Annotated in this window: 16 protein-coding genes; 9 read left to right on the top strand and 7 right to left on the bottom strand. The window is 69.6% G+C overall.

All coding sequences use genetic code 11. From position 1 onward, the window contains the following. Positions 1-93 precede the first annotated feature (93 nt). From nifK to JN22_RS16650, 4 genes are all read right to left on the bottom strand, one after another. Positions 94-1,653, bottom strand: coding sequence for a nitrogenase molybdenum-iron protein subunit beta (gene nifK, locus JN22_RS16665; protein ID WP_085555034.1), 1,560 nt, complete (start codon positions 1,651-1,653; stop codon positions 94-96). 31 nt (positions 1,654-1,684) lie between these two features. Continuing rightward, positions 1,685-3,124, bottom strand: coding sequence for a nitrogenase molybdenum-iron protein alpha chain (gene nifD / locus JN22_RS16660; RefSeq protein WP_085555033.1), 1,440 nt, complete (start codon positions 3,122-3,124; stop codon positions 1,685-1,687). Positions 3,125-3,305: 181 nt separating this feature from the next. Next, a complete protein-coding gene (gene nifH / locus JN22_RS16655; protein ID WP_085555032.1) occupies positions 3,306-4,208 on the bottom strand; it encodes a nitrogenase iron protein in 903 nt (300 codons plus the stop codon). A gap of 266 nt (positions 4,209-4,474) precedes the next feature. Further along, positions 4,475-5,803 carry a hypothetical protein gene (locus JN22_RS16650; protein WP_085555031.1) on the bottom strand — a complete coding sequence of 443 codons (1,329 nt, stop codon included), beginning with the start codon at positions 5,801-5,803 and terminating at the stop codon, positions 4,475-4,477. A gap of 190 nt (positions 5,804-5,993) precedes the next feature. Here JN22_RS16650 and JN22_RS16645 point away from each other — a divergent pair, with 190 nt between their 5' ends. From JN22_RS16645 to JN22_RS16630, 4 genes are all read left to right on the top strand, one after another. After that, positions 5,994-6,875 (top strand): NAD(+)--dinitrogen-reductase ADP-D-ribosyltransferase, encoded by an 882-nt coding sequence (locus tag JN22_RS16645; protein ID WP_085555030.1) that lies wholly within the window; start codon positions 5,994-5,996, stop codon positions 6,873-6,875. 86 nt (positions 6,876-6,961) lie between these two features. Beyond that, positions 6,962-7,855, top strand: coding sequence for an ADP-ribosyl-[dinitrogen reductase] hydrolase (gene draG / locus JN22_RS16640; RefSeq protein ID WP_085555029.1), 894 nt, complete (start codon positions 6,962-6,964; stop codon positions 7,853-7,855). A gap of 6 nt (positions 7,856-7,861) precedes the next feature. Further along, positions 7,862-8,290, top strand: coding sequence for an ArsC/Spx/MgsR family protein (locus JN22_RS16635; RefSeq protein WP_085555028.1), 429 nt, complete (start codon positions 7,862-7,864; stop codon positions 8,288-8,290). 238 nt (positions 8,291-8,528) lie between these two features. Then, positions 8,529-9,590, top strand: coding sequence for an anhydro-N-acetylmuramic acid kinase (locus JN22_RS16630; protein ID WP_085557200.1), 1,062 nt, complete (start codon positions 8,529-8,531; stop codon positions 9,588-9,590). A 19-nt stretch (positions 9,591-9,609) separates the two neighbouring features. Here JN22_RS16630 and aat read toward each other — a convergent pair whose 3' ends face one another. Next, complete coding sequence (gene aat, locus JN22_RS16625; protein WP_085555027.1) at positions 9,610-10,248, bottom strand: leucyl/phenylalanyl-tRNA--protein transferase; 639 nt, start codon at positions 10,246-10,248, stop codon at positions 9,610-9,612. 138 nt (positions 10,249-10,386) lie between these two features. Between aat and JN22_RS16620 the strand changes: the two genes are divergently transcribed. Continuing rightward, complete coding sequence (locus tag JN22_RS16620; protein WP_085555026.1) at positions 10,387-11,133, top strand: ribonuclease T2 family protein; 747 nt, start codon at positions 10,387-10,389, stop codon at positions 11,131-11,133. A 6-nt stretch (positions 11,134-11,139) separates the two neighbouring features. Here JN22_RS16620 and JN22_RS16615 read toward each other — a convergent pair whose 3' ends face one another. Next, positions 11,140-12,039, bottom strand: coding sequence for an NAD(P)H-hydrate dehydratase (locus JN22_RS16615; RefSeq protein WP_085555025.1), 900 nt, complete (start codon positions 12,037-12,039; stop codon positions 11,140-11,142). Positions 12,040-12,050: 11 nt separating this feature from the next. Beyond that, a complete protein-coding gene (locus tag JN22_RS16610) occupies positions 12,051-12,815 on the bottom strand; it encodes a histidine phosphatase family protein (RefSeq protein WP_085555024.1) in 765 nt (254 codons plus the stop codon). A 193-nt stretch (positions 12,816-13,008) separates the two neighbouring features. Between JN22_RS16610 and JN22_RS16605 the strand changes: the two genes are divergently transcribed. The 4 genes from JN22_RS16605 (at position 13,009) to JN22_RS16585 (ending at position 16,469) form a co-directional block, all read left to right on the top strand. Continuing rightward, complete coding sequence (locus JN22_RS16605; protein WP_085555023.1) at positions 13,009-14,106, top strand: alkene reductase; 1,098 nt, start codon at positions 13,009-13,011, stop codon at positions 14,104-14,106. Positions 14,107-14,326: 220 nt separating this feature from the next. Further along, positions 14,327-14,908 (top strand): cold-shock protein, encoded by a 582-nt coding sequence (locus tag JN22_RS34920; protein ID WP_085555022.1) that lies wholly within the window; start codon positions 14,327-14,329, stop codon positions 14,906-14,908. 272 nt (positions 14,909-15,180) lie between these two features. Further along, the gene (locus JN22_RS16590) at positions 15,181-15,744 is read left to right on the top strand and encodes a YgjV family protein (RefSeq protein WP_085555021.1); all 564 of its coding nucleotides are present in this window, start codon (positions 15,181-15,183) and stop codon (positions 15,742-15,744) included. Beyond that, entirely contained in the window at positions 15,741-16,469 is a 729-nt protein-coding gene (locus JN22_RS16585) for a Crp/Fnr family transcriptional regulator (protein ID WP_085555020.1), read from the top strand. Before JN22_RS16590 ends, JN22_RS16585 begins: the two co-directional genes overlap by 4 nt. Positions 16,470-16,554: the final 85 nt, after the last annotated feature.

Below are 16,554 nucleotides of genomic sequence, written 5' to 3'. Positions count from 1 at the left end.
GCGGGCGCTCTCCGGTGTCGGGAGTTGGCCGGCGGGGCAGGGGGATGGACACCCCGTCCCGCCGGTTTTGCGAAGGGAACGGCGCAGGGCCGGTCAGCGAACCAGATCGAACGAGTAGTCGGTCTGGCCGACGGTGTTGGTGTTGGCGTCGATGTCCTCGAAGATGCGGTCGAGGATGCGCACCAGCACGTTCAGCGCGCCCTGATAGCCCCAGGTCGGGTAGCGGTGGTGGTGGTGGCGGTCGAAGATCGGGTAGGTCAGGCGGATCAGGGGCGTCTTGGTGTCACGCTCCAGATACTTGCCGTAGCTGTTGCCGATGATGTAGTCGACCTTGTCGGTGAAGATCAGCGAGCGCAGGTGCCACAGATCCTTGCCGCCGTAGGCCTTGCCCGACTTGCCGAAGGGCGAGCCGTCCAGCACCTTCTGGACCTGCTTCTCCCACTTCTTCGAGCCGGAGGTCGACAGGATGTGCACCGGCTCCGCACCCAGCTCCAGCAGGAAGCGGGTCATGCCGATGCAGAAGTCCGGGTCGCCGTAGACCGCGAAGCGCTTGCCGTGCAGGTGGGTGTGGCTGTCGGCGATGGCGTCGACCAGACGGCCGCGCTCCAGACGCAGAGAGTCCGGAACCGCCTTGCCCGACAGTTCGGCGAGCTTCACGACCAGCTCGTCGGTGGCGGTGACGCCCATCGGGTAGTTGAACTTGGCGACTTCCTGGCCCTTCTCCTTGATGAACTGCAAGGATTGGGTGGTGTTGTACTCCTGCATGGAGATGGTGGCCTTGGAGTGGACCGCCGCTTTCACGTCCTCGATCTTCGTGCCGCCGTCGTACATGCGGTACTCGCCGTCCATCGGCGTGTCGAAGTTGTCGGAGACGTCCGACAGGATTTGCAGCTTGATGCCGAACTGATCGGCGATCTTCTTCAGTTCGCGGTTGTTGCCGACCGCGAAGCCGTCGAAGCCGGGGATCAGGTTGATCGTCTCGTTCTTCGGCGTGTCGAAATTCTCCGAATTGCCCCAGAAGTAGGTCAGCACACCCTTGATCATGTTGTCGTAGCCGACGATGTGGCTGCCGACGAAGGCCGGGGTGTGGGCGAAGGGAACCGGGAAGTCCTCCGGAACGCTCTCCTTCTTCTTCGCGTTGGCGATGAAGCCCTGGAGGTCGTCGCCGATGACTTCGGCCATGCAGGTGGTCAGCACGGCGATCATCTTCGGCTTGTAGAGCGAATAGGCGTTCGCCAAGCCGTCGATCATGTTGTTCAGGCCGCCGAACACCGCCGCGTCCTCCGTCATCGACGAGGAGACCGCCGAGTTGGGCTCCTTGAAGTGGCGGGTCAGGTGGGTGCGGTAGTAGGCGACGCAGCCCTGCGAGCCGTGGACCAGCGGCAGCGTGCCTTCGAAGCCCTGGGCCGCGAACATCGCGCCGATTGGCTGGCAGGCCTTGGTCGGGTTGATGACGACCGCCTCGCGGGCGAAGTTCTTTTCCTTGTACTCTTCCGTCTTGGTCCACTCGGAGACCCGGGCGACCTCCTCGTCGGAATGACCGTATTCGAACTCGGCCTTCTTCTTCTCGAACATCGCCTTGTATTCGGGCTGACGGAAGAGGGTGAAGTGGTCGAGAACCTTGTCGGCGCTCTGAGAAAGCTTATCGGACATCGTCAAATTCTCCAGTTCCAGAGGCCGTCGGTCAGAACGGGGCCTTCATCACGCCCCAGACGGGGTTGTTGATGGCCAGATCCATGTCGCGCGCGAAGATCGCGAAACCGTCGTAGCCATGGTACGGGCCCGAGTAGTCCCACGAGTGCATCTGGCGGAACGGCAGGCCCATCTTCTGGAACACGTATTTTTCCTTGATGCCCGAGGCGACGAGGTCGGGACGCAGCGCCTCGACGAACTTCTCCAGTTCGAACGCGGTCACGTCGTCGTAGATCAGCGTGCCTTCCTTCACATAGTGGGCGGTGCGCTGGTAGTCGTCGTTGTGGGCGAACTCGTAGCCGGTGCCGATGATCTCCATGCCCAGGTCGTGGTAGGCGTCGGCGACGTGGCGGGGGCGCAGGCCGCCGACATAGATCATCACCTTCTTGCCTTCCAGGCGCGGCCGGTACTTGGCGATGACCGCGTCGACCATCGGCTGGTAGCGGGCGATGACCGCCTCGGCCTTTTCCTTGATGCTGTCGTCGAACAGGGCGGCGATCTTGCGCAGCGACTCGGCGATCTGCGACGGGCCGAAGAAATTATACTCCATCCAGGGGATGTTGTACTTCTCTTCCATGTGGCGCGCGATGTAGTTCATCGAGCGGTAGCAGTGGATCAGGTTGACCTTGGCCTTGGGCGTGTTCTCCAGCTCGGCCAGCGTGCCGTCGCCCGACCACTGGGCGATCACGCGCAGGCCGATCTCCTCCAGCAGGATGCGGCTCGACCAGGCGTCGCCGCCGATGTTGTAGTCGCCGATGATGGTGACGTCATAGGGGGTGGAGACGAAGCCGGCCTTCGGCTCGGTCTTGTCGAACACCCAGTCGCGGATCACGTCGTTGGCGATGTGGTGGCCGAGCGACTGCGACACGCCGCGGAAGCCCTCGCAACGCACCGGGATGACCGGCTTGCCGATTTCCGCCGACTTGGCGCGGGCGACCGCCTCGATGTCGTCGCCGATCAGGCCGATCGGGCATTCCGACTGGATCGAGATGCCGTTCACCAGCGGGAAGAGGTCGTTGATCTCCTCGATGACCTTGTGCAGCTTCTTGTCGCCGCCGAAGACGATGTCCTTCTCCTGGAAGTCCGAGGTGAAGTGCATCGTGCCCCAGCTGTCGATGCCGGTGTCGCCGATGTAGTAGTTGCGGCGGCCCGACCACGAATAGTAGCCGCAGCCCACGGGACCGTGCGAGATGTGGATCATGTCCTTGATCGGACCCCACACCACGCCCTTGGAACCGGCGTAGGCGCAGCCACGGATGGTCATGACGCCGGGGATCGACTTGATGTTGGACTTGACGCCGCAGTCCTTCGCCTCGGCCTCCAGCACGTTCAGGTGCTTGGCGCGGCGCTTGCGGGACTTTTCGGGATAGGCTTCGAGGACGTCGTTGATGACGGACTTCACATCGACCGGAGTGTTCTCGGACAGGCTCATGGCCAGCCTCCTGCTTGATTCGTCGCGCCCCTACAGCGCGGGACCGAGCCCCTCCCTCCCTCGCGGACGCCCCTGTGGGTGTTGGGTCGACGTTGTGCGGGGCTGGGGATAGGGTCAGTGTTCAAGCCCCGCCCCCGGAAAAGGGGGGCGGGGGTACGCGGTCCTGAACAAGGAGCCGTGATCAGGCGCCGGCGGCGGCGGCCTTGGCTTCCTTGGCGGCCAGCTCGGCCAGCTGCTGCTCCTCGGTCTTCATGATGCCGAAGTCCATCAGCATGTCTTCCAGCTCTTCCATGGTGATCGGGGTCGGGATGCAGCCCTGGCCCGAGTTCGCGTGCACCTTGTTGGCGAGCGCGCGGTACTCACCGGCCTGCTTGCTGTCCGGGGCGTACTCGATGACCGTCATGCGGCGCAGCTCGGCGTGCTGGACGATGTTGTCGCGCGGCACGAAGTGGATCAGCTTGGAGCCCAGGCGCTTGGCCAGGGCGTCGGCCAGATCCCATTCCTTGTCCGTCTGGCGCTCGTTGCAGATCAGGCCGCCGAGGCGGACGCCGCCGCTGTGCGCGTACTTCAGGATGCCCTTGGCGATGTTGTTGGCAGCGTAGAGCGCCATCATCTCGCCGGACATGACGATGTAGATTTCCTGGGCCTTGTTCTCGCGGATGGGCATGGCGAAGCCGCCGCACACCACGTCGCCCAGCACGTCGTAGGACACGTAGTCCACGTCGTCGTAGGCGCCGTTCTCCTCCAGGAAGTTGATCGAGGTGATGACGCCGCGGCCGGCGCAGCCGACCCCCGGCTCCGGGCCGCCCGACTCGACGCACTTGATGCCCTGGTAGCCGATCTTGAGGACGTCCTCAAGCTCCAGGTCCTCGACCGAACCGGCCTCGGCGGCCAGGTGCAGCACGGTGTCCTGGGCCTTTGCGTGCAGGATGAGGCGGGTCGAGTCGGCCTTCGGGTCGCAGCCGACGATCAGGATCTTCTGATCCAGCTCGACCAGCGCGGCCAGCGTGTTCTGCGAGGTGGTGGACTTGCCGATACCGCCCTTGCCGTAAAAGGCGATCTGACGCAGAGGCGCTTTGCTCATGGGGTGTCGCTCCTGTGCTTTGGACTGTAATGGGTGGGCCTGGATTTCGGGGCGGCCCCATCGTCGGCCGCTTCGTACATCCCGGATTGCATGGCCCGTGCCAAAGCGCGAAAAATTCTTAAGTTATTGATTTTGAATTATAATATATGAGGCCGGGTGACGGCGGCGGTTTGTCGGGGTCCCGACACACACGACAAAGCCCGACATTTTGTCGGGTCTTTCGCGAGGAAACGGCCGGGGCGGGCTTCGTTCGCGGCGACGGAAGGCTACCGCCCGTCCGGCCCCAGCGCCTCGGCGGCGATGACCAGACGCAGCGCCAGGCCCTCCACCGCCTCGTCGCGGCCCATGTCGTAGAGCAGCTGCGCCAGGAAACGCCCGCGCGTCAGCAGCCGCCGGGCCATCGCCGGATCGGCCGGGCGGGCGAGCAGCGCCGCGGTCAGCCGCTCGCCGGTCAGGTGGGCCAGCGCGTCGCTGCGCTCGACCAGCCGCCGCTTCAGCGTGTCCACCGCCGCCGGGCGCCCGGCGTGGGTCAGGTCGGCGCAGAAATGGTGGAGGCTGCGCAGCTGGCGCAGCAGCGCCTCGAACAGCAGGTCGGCCAGCTCGCCGCCGGCCGCCGCCTTTCCGACCAGATCGAACAGCGTGTCGGAAAGCCGCCACGCCGCCGACAGCCAGTCGGTCATCGCCTTGCGGTCGGCCGGTTCGACGAAGGGGCCGGATTCCTCCTGCGTCTCCTCCTGGTCGTCGAGGTTGCGCAGCGCGATGACGATCAGCCCGTCGGCCTGGGCGAGCGTGGCGAGGCTGGCGTGCAAGCTCTTCAGCCCCCGGTCGACGACGAAGCCGTTGATCGCCTCGGTGGCCCGGCGCAGCGAATAGCGGGCGAGCCGGCGCGACTGGTAGACGCTGTCCTGAAGGGCGGCGCCGCCCCCCAGCGTGTCCAGCACCATCCGCCGCACCTCGAAGCGCAGCAGGGCGCGGGCCAGCCGGTCGATGCCGCCGGCGTCGATGGGGGCCGTCTCGCGCGTCATGCGGTCGGCGGTGGCGCGGGCGTCGCTCTGGATCGCCGTCACCACCGCCAACAGATGGCCGCGTCCGCCGCCGTGCATCCGACCGATCAGCGCCCGCATCGCCTCGGCGAGGTCCACGGCGCTCGGCAGGCTGTCCTCCTGGAGGGTGCGGCCGGCGACCAGCCGGTCGATCAGATGGTCGCGCACGCCGGGCAGCAACACGTCGGTGATGATCTGCCCGATCGGCCGCAGCAGCGCGTCGAGCATCCGCCCCTGCGGCTGTCCGGCCAGACCGGCCAGCGGGTTGACCGGCTTGGGCACGAGGCGCGGCCGGTGCGGCTCCAGCAGGGCCAGCACGTCGTCGGCGCGCATCGGCGTGATGGTGCCGCGCAGCAGCTTGGCGAGGCGGACGGCGGTGCGCGCCTCGTCGATGCCGCGCGGCGGGGTGTCGGCGGCGGGGAAGGCGGGGGCCGGGGTGGGCGGGACCGGCTTCGGCAGCACCGGCAGGGCGGTGCCGCGCGGACGGTTACCCCCCGGACGCTGGCGGTCCGGGCGGTGGCTGTCGTCGTATTTGGTCGGCCAAACGGCCATGCCCGGTCCGCCGCATCGTGAGCGTTGCCATTCCCGAGTATGGGGACTGCCGGCTGTGGCTTCAAACCGACAAAATCGTGACAAGCCCGGTCACAGGGGGAACGCGGGCCTTGGCGCGGCGGCGGTTCGGGATTATCCATAAAGAAATTGGTGTCTTTCGATCCGGACAGAGCGGCGGGGGCAGGGCGGCGTGGCGGCGGACGGTGCGGTGATCCGGGATGGGAATGGTCGCGCGGTCGACCCCGATTCGCCCTTGGCCCTGCGCGCGCACCGCGCCAACCTGCTGAACATCCCGGCCGCGACCCTGTGCGGCGAAGCCTACAACGACGAGCCGCGCCGCCTGCGCATCGGCGCCACCCGCAGCGAGCACGCCGCGCTGTTCGAGGCGCTCGACGAAAGCCCGGACGCGCTGACCGCGTCGGATCTCTTCCAGCGCCACATGGCGGCGGTGTTCGGGGTCAACCCGGATTTCTCGGGCTCGGCGGGGTCGGACGGCCGGCGCCGCTTCCGCGCCAGCTACCTGCGCCTGCTGAAGGGCTGGATGTTCGACAGCAACCGGGCGGAGGGCGCCGTCCTCAAGGGCTGGGTGGAGAGCCGGTTCGGCCTGCTGCCGACCTTCCACAAGGAACCGCTGCGCCGCTTCGCGTCCTCCGCCTGGAGGGCCTACGGCGAGGAGAAGGGCTCGACCCGCTTCCACAACAACCACATCCATTTGCAGCTCGACCTGCTCTACGAATATTGCCAGTGGACGATCCGCCGCGGCTGGCCCGACGCGCCGATGCCGGCCTGGGCCTCGCACATCCGGCTCTACCGTGGCGTCAACGATTTCGCCGAGCACCACGTCGTCGCCCGCCCCGACAAGCGGACGGCGGTGCTGCGGCTGAACAACCTCTGCTCCTTCTCCATCGACCGCGACATCGCCGGCCAGTTCGGCGACCACATCCTAGAAGCCTGGGTGCCTCTGCCCAAGGTGGTCTTCTTCCGCGACATCCTGCCGCGCTATCCCTTCCAGGGCGAAGGGGAGTATCTGGTGGTGGGCGGGGATTATCGGGTGAGGGTGTCGCTTCTCTGACAACCAACGCCCGAAGCGTTTCGACGGCACGGCCCGGCGAGGCGCTTCCGGCGCACCAGGAAAGGGCGGCTCCGGCCGCTCGGGACATGACCGATCCGACGATCCGATCGCGCGCGCTGGGCGCCTATCTCGGGCTGGCCTGCGGCGACGCGCTGGGCGCCACAGTCGAGTTCCTGACCAAGGGCGAGATCGCCCACCAGTACGGCGTCCACAAGCACATCAAGGGCGGCGGCTGGCTGAAGCTGGCGGCCGGGCAGGTGACCGACGACACCGAGATGGCGCTGCATCTCGGCCGCGCCATCCTCTCCGGGCCGGAGTGGGACGTCCGCCGCGCCGCCGGGGAGTTCGCCGCCTGGCTGAAGGGCGTTCCCGTCGATGTCGGCGACACGACCCGGCGCGGCATCCGCCGCTTCATCATGCACGGCACGCTGGAGGAGCCGGAGTCGGAGTACCACGCCGGCAACGGGGCGGCGATGCGCAACCTGCCGGTGGCGCTGGCGACCATCGGCGACGATTCGGCGCTGGAACGCTGGTCGCGCGAGCAGTCGCGCATCACCCACTGCAACGCGCTGTCGGATTCGGCGGTGCTGGCGCTCGGGCGGATGGTGCAGCGGCTGGTGCTGGGCGGCGGTGTCCGCGCCGCGCGGGAGGAAGCGAACGCGCTGATCGCCACGCACCGCCAGTTCAAGTTCGAGCCCTACCGGGGCCTGTCCACCGCCTTCATCGTCGACACCTTGCAAACGGTCTTCCACTACTACTTCCAGACCGATTCGGTGGAGGCCTGCGTGGTCGAGACGGTCAACCAGGGCGGTGACGCCGACACCACCGGCGCCATCGCCGGCATGCTGGCCGGCGCCACCTACGGGGTGGAGGACATCCCGGCGCGCTGGCTGCGCAAGCTCGACCGCAAAGTGTACGACGAGATTTGTCAGCAAACCGACGCGCTGCTCGCCCGCGCGCCGCAGTTCCGAACGGAGTGACGATCCATGGCCGACGTGATCTTCTTCGAGAAACCCGGCTGCGGCGGCAACGCCCGCCAGAAGGCCCTGCTGGAAAAGGCCGGGCACCGCGTGCTCGCCCGCGACCTGCTGGCCGAGCCCTGGACCGCCGACAGCCTGCGCCCCTATTTCGGCGACCGCCCGGTGGCCGACTGGTTCAACCGCGCCGCCCCGGCGGTGAAGTCCGGCGCGGTCGTGCCCGAGGCGATGGACGAGGCGGCGGCGCTGGCCGCGATGCTCGCCCAGCCGCTGCTGATCCGCCGCCCGCTGATGCGGGTGGGCGACCGTCGGGAGTGCGGCTTCGAGACCGAACGGGTGGATGCCTGGATCGGGCTGGCCGAGGGGGTGCCCGACGGAACGCTGGAGGGCTGCCTGCGTCCCGGCATGGCGCCCTGTCCACCGCCGCGCCGGGACTGACGCGGCGCCTCCGCCTTTTGTCGGTGCCGGCCGCGCGTCTCTTCGGCTACAAAGCCTCGAAGGGAAATCGGTCGGCGGACCCACGCCCCGCTGTCCCGTCATGCCCGGCCTTGAGCCGGGCATCCACGCGCAAATCTCAGATGCGCCCGTGGATGCCCGTGTCAAGCACGGGCATGACGGAATGGATTGGGCGCCGTTCCCCGGTTCCAGCGTGGCACGGAAGGCGGGCAACATGACCATGCGGACGGTCATCGGGTTGATGAGCGGAACCTCGATGGACGGCATCGACGCGGCCCTGCTGCGCACCGACGGGATCGCTCGGGTGGAGCCGCTCGCCTTCGTCACCATCCCCTACGAGGACGGTTTCCGCGCTGGGCTGCGCGGCTGTCTTGGCGGCAAGGGGCCGGTGGCGGCGGTCGAGCGCGCCCTGACCGACGCCCACGCCGACGCGGCGCGTCGCCTTCTCGACAAGGCTGGCGTGGCGCCCGCCGCCGTCGACCTGATCGGTTTCCACGGCCACACCATCCTCCACGCGCCGGACGAACGGCGGACCTGGCAGATCGGCGACGGCGCGCGGCTGGCGGCGGCGACCGGCATCGCCGTGGTCGACGATTTCCGCAGCGCCGACGTCGCGGCGGGCGGGCAGGGGGCGCCGCTGGTGCCGCTGTTCCACCGCGCGCTGGCGGAGGATCTGCCGCGCCCGCTCGGTGTCCTCAACATCGGCGGCGTCGCCAACGTGAGCTGGATCGGCGCCGACGGCTCGGTCGTCGCCTGCGACACCGGGCCGGGCAACGCGCTGGTCGACGACTGGGTGCTGCGCCACGGCGCCGGCCGCTACGACGACGGCGGCGCGCTGGCCGGGTCGGGCCGGGTGGACGCGGCGGCGCTCGCCGCCCTGCTGCGCCACCCCTATTTCGACCGCCCGGCGCCCAAGTCGCTCGACCGCGACGCCTTCGACCCGGCCCCGGTGGCCGGGCTGGCGGTGGCGGACGGGGCGGCGACGCTGACCGCCTTCACCGCCGAGTCGGTCGTCCGCATCGTGCCGCATCTGCCGGCCGCGCCTCGGCGCTGGCTGGTCTGCGGCGGCGGCCGCCACAACGCCACGCTGATGGCGATGCTGGGCGAACGGCTGGGCGTGCCGGTGGCGGCGGTGGAGACGGTCGGCTGGGACGGCGACGCGCTGGAAGCGCAGGCCTTCGGCTATCTGGCGGTGCGCAGCCGGCTGGGGCTGCCGCTCAGCGAGCCGGCGACCACCGGCGTTCCGGTGCCGACCACGGGCGGGCGGTTCCATCCGGCGTGAGCGCAGCCACGCGCCCCGCTCACGCCCCTTCCAGCAGCGCCGCCACCGCGCGGGCCTGATCGACGGCGGCGAAATCGGTCTTGATCTCCAGCGCCCGGTTCAGGCGGCGGCGGTATTCGGCGCGCGGGATCTCTTCCGCCCCGAAATGGCCGAGATGCCCGGTGACGAACTGGGTGTCGAGCAGCGTGAAGCCGGCCGCCCGAAGCCGCGCCACCAGATGGACCAGCGCCACCTTGCTGGCGTCGGTCTCGCGGCTGAACATGCTCTCGCCGAAATAGGCGCCGCCGATCGACACGCCGTACAGCCCGCCGACCAGCCGTCCGTCGCGCCAGCATTCGACGCTGTGGGCGAAACCGGCCTCGAAGAGTTGGGTGTAGAGGGTGACGATGTCGTCGTTGATCCAGGTCTTCGGGCGGTCCTCGGTGGTTTCGGCGCAGGATTCGATCACCCGGCGGAAGGCGCTGTCGCAGCGCACCTCGAACACGCCGCGCCGCACCGTCTTGCGCAGGCTGCGCGCGACGTGGAAGCGGTCCAGCGGCAGGATGCCGCGCCGTTCCGGGTCGAACCAGTGGAGTTCCTTGGACTCGGCGCTTTCGGCCATCGGGAAGATTCCGGCGGCGTAGGCGCGCAGCAGCATCGGGGCGGACAGCGTGAACATCCGTCGAGTATAGCTTGCGCGGAGAGTTCCCGCGACGGGGCGAAGGAGGTTCCTCGCGGTGAACGACACTTCCGCGCGACAGCAACCACCTTCCATGGTATGCAACGCTCGGACGCATCGCCGTTGGGGAATATCGTCATGCGCACTGCTGCCGCCGCCTTCTTGTCCGCCCTGGTTGCGGTTCTGCTTCTGCCGGCCCCGTCCTGGGCGCAGAAGCGGGCCGAGCCCGGATCCTTCGATTACTACGTGCTGTCGCTCTCCTGGTCGCCGACCCACTGCGCGCGGGCCAAGGGCACGCCCGATCCCGACCAGTGCGGGATCGAGCGCAAGTTCGGCTTCGTCGTCCACGGGCTGTGGCCGCAATACACCAACGGCGGCTGGCCGGCGACCTGCACCCGCGACCGCATGGTGCCCAAGGCGGTGGTCGACGAGACCATGCCGATCATGCCCAGCGTCGGCCTGATGGTTCATCAATGGAGCAAGCACGGTACCTGCTCCGGCCTGAGCGTCACCGACTATTTCGCCAAGCTGCGCGCCGCCCACGCCAAGGTGGCGGTGCCGGAGGGGCTGAAGACCCCCGGCGCCACCGTGCCGGCGATGCAGGTCGAGCGCCTGTTCCTGGAGGCCAACCCCGGCCTGACGCCGGAAGGGGTGGCGGTGGTCTGCTCCAAGCGCGACGTGTCGGAGGTGCGGATCTGCCTGGACAAGGATCTCGGCTTCAAGGCCTGCGGCCAGAAGGTGGTCGACCGCTGCCGTGACCACAGCGCCGTGCTGTCGGCGTCGGTGGCCCCGCTGTCCAAGCCGGCGATGTCCGTTCCGGCCCCGGCGGCGCCCACCGTTCCGGCGCCCGCCATCCCGGCGGCGCCGGCCGCCGGCAAGCCGTAAGGCGGCTCAGCCCGACAGCTCGGCCATGGCGGCGGGGATCTCGGCCAGCAGTTCGCGTGCCAGGAAGCCCAGCGGGCCGTGGCGCCGGGTCAGCCGGTTGCCGGCCTCGCCGTGCAGCCAGACGCTCCAGACCGCCGCCTGGAGCGGGGTGGCGCCGCGCGCCAGCAGGCCGGTCAGGATGCCGGCCAGCGTGTCGCCCGATCCGGAAGTGGCCAGCCCGACCGCGCCGTCCCGGTAGGTCCAGGCCTCCCCCTGCGGCGTGACGATGCGGGTGCGCCCTCCCTTCAGCACCACCACCGCCCGCAGCCGCGCCGCCGCCCGGCGCGCGGCGTCGAGCGGATCGGCCAGCACCTGGTCGCGGTCGCAGCCGAGCAGCGCCGCCATCTCGCCGGCGTGCGGGGTCAGCACGATCCGGCCGCCATGGCGATGCAGCGGCGACGGCGTTCCGTCCGTCCCCCGGCCCAGACCGGCCAGCGCCGCGGCGTCCAGCACGAAGCTCGGCCCGTCCAGCCCGGTCAGCAGGGCGGCGGTCAGGGCGGCGACCGCCGGCTCGTCCATCATGCCGGGGCCGATCAGCACGGCGTCGCAGCGCGTGGCGCGCGCCGTCAGCCGCTTGGCCGAATCGGGAGCGATGCCGCCGTCCGGCGTCTCCGGCAGCCCGGCGACCAGCGCCTCGGGCAGGGCCAGGCCCAGATGGGGCGCCACGCTGGCGGCGGTGGCGACCTGGAGCTTGCCGGCCCCGGCGCGGAGCGCGCCGATGCCGGCCAGCAGGGCGCCGCCCGGCACCTCGACGCTGCCGGCGACGACCAGGACGCGGCCGCGATGCTCCTTGTCGCCGTCGCCGTCCGGCTGGGGCAGCGGCATGGAGCGCAGCAATTCGCGGGTGATCGGGGTGTCGGTTCCCATTCCGCCGGCCCTCACCGCGCCGCGACGCTGACGTCGGGCTCGGCGGTGACCGGGGCGCCGGCCTCCTCCAGCGGGGCGACGAAGTTGTAGGAATGCAGGGCGAGCCCGCCGCGCGGCCCGGCGTCCGGATCGAACCGGTATTCGGTGACGGCGCAGTTCGCTACGTCGCCCGCCGCGTCGATGGCGAGGATCTCCGGCTCCGTCAGGTTCTCCAGCAGGTAGCGCAGGCACAGCACCACCACCTGATGCCCGACGATCAGCACGCGGCGCCCGCCATGATGCAGGCTGATGGTGTCGAGCGCGCTGCGCAGCCGCAGGATCACGTCGCACCAGCTCTCGCCGCCCGGCGGCCGGTGATAGAATTTCCCGAGGATGCGGCGGAACTCGGCCTGCTCGGGGAACTCCTCGGCGATGCCGTAGCGGGTCAGGCGGTCGAGCACGCCGAACTCCTTCTCCCGCAGCCGCTCGTCGACCACGAAGTCGGCGGGATCGAGCGGCAGCCCGCCCCCGGCGTGGATCCGCTCGGCGGTGCTGCGCGCTCGCAGATAGGGCGAGGTCAGCATCACCTCGGGGCGGTCCTCCGGCCGCATCGCGGCGAACCAGCGGCCGAGCGCGTCCGACTGGCGCTCGCCGAGCCGGCTGAGCGGCACGTCGACGTCGCGCTCGGTGATGGCGATGCGCGGCAGGCGGGCGGCCTGGGCGGCGTCGCGGGCGACGTTGCCGGCGCTTTCGCCGTGGCGGACGATCCAGAGCCGTTCGGGCCAGCGTTGTTGCATCGGCGGTCTCGCATCCCTGAGAACAAAGGCTTACCGCGATAACCGGCGAGCGCGCGGAAAGGTCCCGCGCGGCGCGCGGCGTCGAATGGCAGCCATGCCCCGCCCGCGCGTGTTGCGGTGCGGCAACCCATTGCCCCGGCCGGTGGCTCGTCACACTCTCTTCAGCCGGTGCAACGTCTTCGATGGATCGGACATGACCGACGCAGCCCCCCTGTTCCAGCCGGTGACGCTCGGCCGGATGAGCCTTCCCAACCGCATCGCCATGGCCCCGCTGACGCGCAGCCGGACCGACGACGCAACCGGCGTCCCCACCGCGATGAACGCCGAGTATTACGCCCAGCGCGCCGCCGCCGGGCTGATCATCAGCGAGGCGACCCAGATCTCGCCGCAGGGCAAGGGCTACGCCTTCACCCCCGGCATCCACAGCGCCGAGCAGGTCGCCGGCTGGCGGCTGGTGACCGACGCGGTGCACGCGCGCGGCGGCCATCTGGCGATGCAGCTCTGGCACGTCGGGCGCATCTCGCACCCCGACCTCCAGCCGGGCGGCGCGCTGCCGGTCGCGCCGTCCGCCGTGGCCCCCAACGTCAAGGCCTTCACCGCCGGCGGCTTCAAGGAGATCCCGGCGCCGCGCGCGCTGGAGATCGGCGAACTGCCGGGGATCGTCGAGGATTACCGGATCGCCACCCGCAACGCGCTGGCCGCCGGCTTCGACGCGGTGGAGGTCCACGCCGCCAACGGCTACCTGATCGACCAGTTCCTGCGCGACGGCACCAACAAGCGGACCGACGCCTATGGCGGTTCGGTGGAGAACCGCGCCCGCTTCCTGTTCGAGGTGCTCGACGCCGTGGTGGCGGAGGCCGGGGCCGATCGCGTCGGCATCCGCCTGTCGCCGCTCAGCCCGAGCAACGACGCCCACGACAGCGACCCGCGCGCCACCTTCGGTCCGGTGATCGAGCGGCTCAACGGCTACAACCTCGCCTACCTCCACATGATCGAGGGGGTGACGCGCGGCCCGCACCCCGGCTTCGGCGGCCTGCTGGGCGAATTGCGCGGGCTCTGCAAGGGCCGCTACGTCGCCAACAACGTCTACACCCGCGCCATGGCGATCGAGGCGCTGTCGAACGGCCACGCCGATCTGGTCGCCTTCGGCCGTCCGTGGATCGCCAACCCCGATCTGGTCGAGCGGCTGCGCCTCGACGCGCCGCTCGCCGAGCCCGACGCCGCGACCTTCTACGGCGGCGACCGGCGCGGCTACACCGATTACCCGGCGTTGAGCGCGGCGGCTGAGTAGGACCCGCATCGCGGGAAGACCCCGAGTCGCGGCACACGCGGCGGGCGTCGCCGCGACCGGAGTGCCGGAACCGGCACTTCGGTGCCGGTCCTTCCGCAAAGCGGGCGCAAGGCTGGGCGAAATTTAGGAGAATCAGGCCCCTTTCCTTTGGCAGGCTTGACGGATGGTCCGAACCCTGTGACAAAGGACACTCGGTACACTCCTATGAGCTTGAAGACACATGTTCGACCGCCCGCCCCGCCAGGGCTTCCGCGCTCCCGAGATCACCAAGTCCAACGTCACCGCCACCGTGAAGTGGTTCAACCCCACCAAGGGGTTTGGCTTCGTGTCGCCCGAGGACGGTTCGCCCGACGCCTTCCTGCACGTTTCCGCGGTCCAGGCCGCCGGCTACGACGCGCTCGATGAAGGCACGACCATCACTTGCGATCTGGCCCGTGGTCCGAAGGGGCCGCAGGTTGCTTCCATCCACTCGGTCGACGCCTCCACGGCGCAGAGCTCTCCCCGTCCGTCCCGTTCGGGCGGCGGCGGCGGCTTTGATCGTGGCGGCTACGACCGCGGCGGTTACGACCGCGGTGGCTACGACGCCGGCGGCGGCGAAGAAGTCAGCGGCACCGTGAAGTGGTTCAACGCCGACAAGGGCTTTGGCTTCATCACGCCGAGCACTGGCGGCAAGGACGTGTTCGTCCACGTCAACGTTCTGCGTCGCTCGGGCATGCAGACCCTTCAGGAAGGCGATCAGGTGCGCGTCACCGTTCGCCAGGGCCAGAAGGGTCCCGAGGCGGGCAAGGTCGAGTATCTCTGAGCTTCGGCTCCGAGTTGCGGTCGGCGGGGCCGGCCTTCCTCCGGGAAGGCGGGTCCCTTCGACGGACCGCCGTTAAACCGGCGTTCTCCGCGCCGGTCTTATCGCACGGTGTCCCGCAGGGGTACGCCGTGCGTTTTTGTCTGTGAAGCGACGCTGCTTCCTTCGTCGCTTCCCGTGTCTTCAAGCCCAGTCTTTCCAGCCCTTGTTCGGCACCGTTTCCCGGGGCGGGGCTTTCCGGCGCCGGCATCGCTGGCAGCGCAAGGCCGATTCGCATGATCGACGTCCCGACCGACGTGTCTCCGGTCCAACTGATCGGCTATTGCGGCACAGTGGGCGGGATGCTCTGGCCCTTCTGCCGGGGGCGGGTCGCCATGCTGCTGGTGCAGTTGGCGACCGTTCTGTGTTTCGCCATCCACATGGCGCTGCTCGGCGCCGCGACGGGGGCGGCGCTGAACCTGCTGACCGCCCTCCAGGTGCTGGTGGCGATTCCGCTCGGCACCCGCCCCGGCTTCCGCGTCGTCTATCTGATGCTCCTGCCGGCCATCGCCGTCCTGATGGCGGCGACCTGGGGCGGCGTGCAATCCCTTTTCGCCGCCGCCGCCATGGCGCTGATGAGCGTCGGCCGCTACCAGACCGACGTCGTCCGCTTCCGGGGCTTCCTGGCGCTGGGGCTGCCCTGCTGGCTGGCGCACAACGCGCTGGCCGGGTCGCTGCCGGCCATGCTGTCGGATATCATCGGCAGTGCCGTCAACCTGTGGCGGCTGGGGCAGGCCGGCGCCTTCGAGCGGCTGTGGATCGGCCGGTTCTGGAAATCACCGAGGAGTTGCCGGTCATGACCACGGGTTCACCCGTTCCGTCCCACCCCACGATCCCGCACCTGTCGCCGCAGGACGTGGCGGCGATCCGCGCCATTCCGCTGTTCGGCAAGCTGACCGACCGTGCGCTGGCCCTGCTCGGCGGCGTGGCGCTGGTGCGGACGGTTCCGCGCGGGACCACGCTGTTCCTTCAGGACGAGGTCGCCGACCGCTTCTTCGTGCTGCTCGACGGCTGGGTGAAGCTGTTCCGCCTGACCCGCGACGGGGCGGAGGCGGTGGTCCACGTCATCGGCCCGGCCGAGAGCTTCGCCGAGGCCGCCATGTTCGCCGACGGCAAGTTTCCGGTCTGCGCCGAGGCGGTGACCGACGCCCGCGTCATGACCCTGACGGCGGAGGGCTTCGCCCGCTGCCTGCGCGAGGACGACCGCATCGCCTTCGGCATGCTGGGCTCGCTGTCGATGCGGCTGCGCCATCTGGTCACCCAGATCGAGCAGCTCCAGGTCCAGCCGGCGCCCCAGCGCGTCGCCGCCTTCCTGCTGCGCTTCTGCCCGGCGGGGGACGGCCCGACCAGCTTCGCGCTGCCCTTCGACAAGGCGCTGGCGGCGCGGCGCCTCGGCATGCAGCCGGAAACCTTCTCGCGCGCGCTGGCCAAGCTGCGGCCGGTGGGGGTCGACACCCAGGGGCTGGTGGTGTCGGTCGCCGACCGCGCCGCCTTGCGCGGCTTCGTGGACACGGCGTCGGACTGAGCCGGGGCGGCCCGGAGCGGGGCGGCCTGAAACATCGGTGGCCGGGCGTTGCGGTTTCGTACCCGACGGTTGACGCGGACGGCGC

This window comes from Azospirillum agricola, assembly GCF_020005195.1.
GTDB lineage: Bacteria > Pseudomonadota > Alphaproteobacteria > Azospirillales > Azospirillaceae > Azospirillum > Azospirillum agricola.
The sequence above is the reverse complement of the archived record's forward strand: the minus strand, read 5'-3'. Positions and strand labels throughout refer to the sequence as shown.

Bases quoted from the DNA above. Each gene is read 5' to 3' on its own strand.
- JN22_RS16635 (WP_085555028.1), top strand. From the start codon at position 7,862: ATGGCCGACGTGATCTTCTTCGAGAAACCCGGCTGCGGCGGCAACGCC.
- nifK (WP_085555034.1), bottom strand. From the start codon at position 1,653: ATGTCCGATAAGCTTTCTCAGAGCGCCGACAAGGTTCTCGACCACTTC.
- nifD (WP_085555033.1), bottom strand. From the start codon at position 3,124: ATGAGCCTGTCCGAGAACACTCCGGTCGATGTGAAGTCCGTCATCAAC.
- JN22_RS34920 (WP_085555022.1), top strand. From the start codon at position 14,327: ATGTTCGACCGCCCGCCCCGCCAGGGCTTCCGCGCTCCCGAGATCACC.
- draG (WP_085555029.1), top strand. From the start codon at position 6,962: ATGACCGATCCGACGATCCGATCGCGCGCGCTGGGCGCCTATCTCGGG.
- nifH (WP_085555032.1), bottom strand. From the start codon at position 4,208: ATGAGCAAAGCGCCTCTGCGTCAGATCGCCTTTTACGGCAAGGGCGGT.
- JN22_RS16585 (WP_085555020.1), top strand. From the start codon at position 15,741: ATGACCACGGGTTCACCCGTTCCGTCCCACCCCACGATCCCGCACCTG.
- JN22_RS16650 (WP_085555031.1), bottom strand. From the start codon at position 5,803: ATGGCCGTTTGGCCGACCAAATACGACGACAGCCACCGCCCGGACCGC.
- JN22_RS16630 (WP_085557200.1), top strand. From the start codon at position 8,529: ATGCGGACGGTCATCGGGTTGATGAGCGGAACCTCGATGGACGGCATC.
- JN22_RS16590 (WP_085555021.1), top strand. From the start codon at position 15,181: ATGATCGACGTCCCGACCGACGTGTCTCCGGTCCAACTGATCGGCTAT.
- JN22_RS16605 (WP_085555023.1), top strand. From the start codon at position 13,009: ATGACCGACGCAGCCCCCCTGTTCCAGCCGGTGACGCTCGGCCGGATG.
- JN22_RS16610 (WP_085555024.1), bottom strand. From the start codon at position 12,815: ATGCAACAACGCTGGCCCGAACGGCTCTGGATCGTCCGCCACGGCGAA.
- JN22_RS16615 (WP_085555025.1), bottom strand. From the start codon at position 12,039: ATGGGAACCGACACCCCGATCACCCGCGAATTGCTGCGCTCCATGCCG.
- JN22_RS16620 (WP_085555026.1), top strand. From the start codon at position 10,387: ATGCGCACTGCTGCCGCCGCCTTCTTGTCCGCCCTGGTTGCGGTTCTG.
- aat (WP_085555027.1), bottom strand. From the start codon at position 10,248: ATGTTCACGCTGTCCGCCCCGATGCTGCTGCGCGCCTACGCCGCCGGA.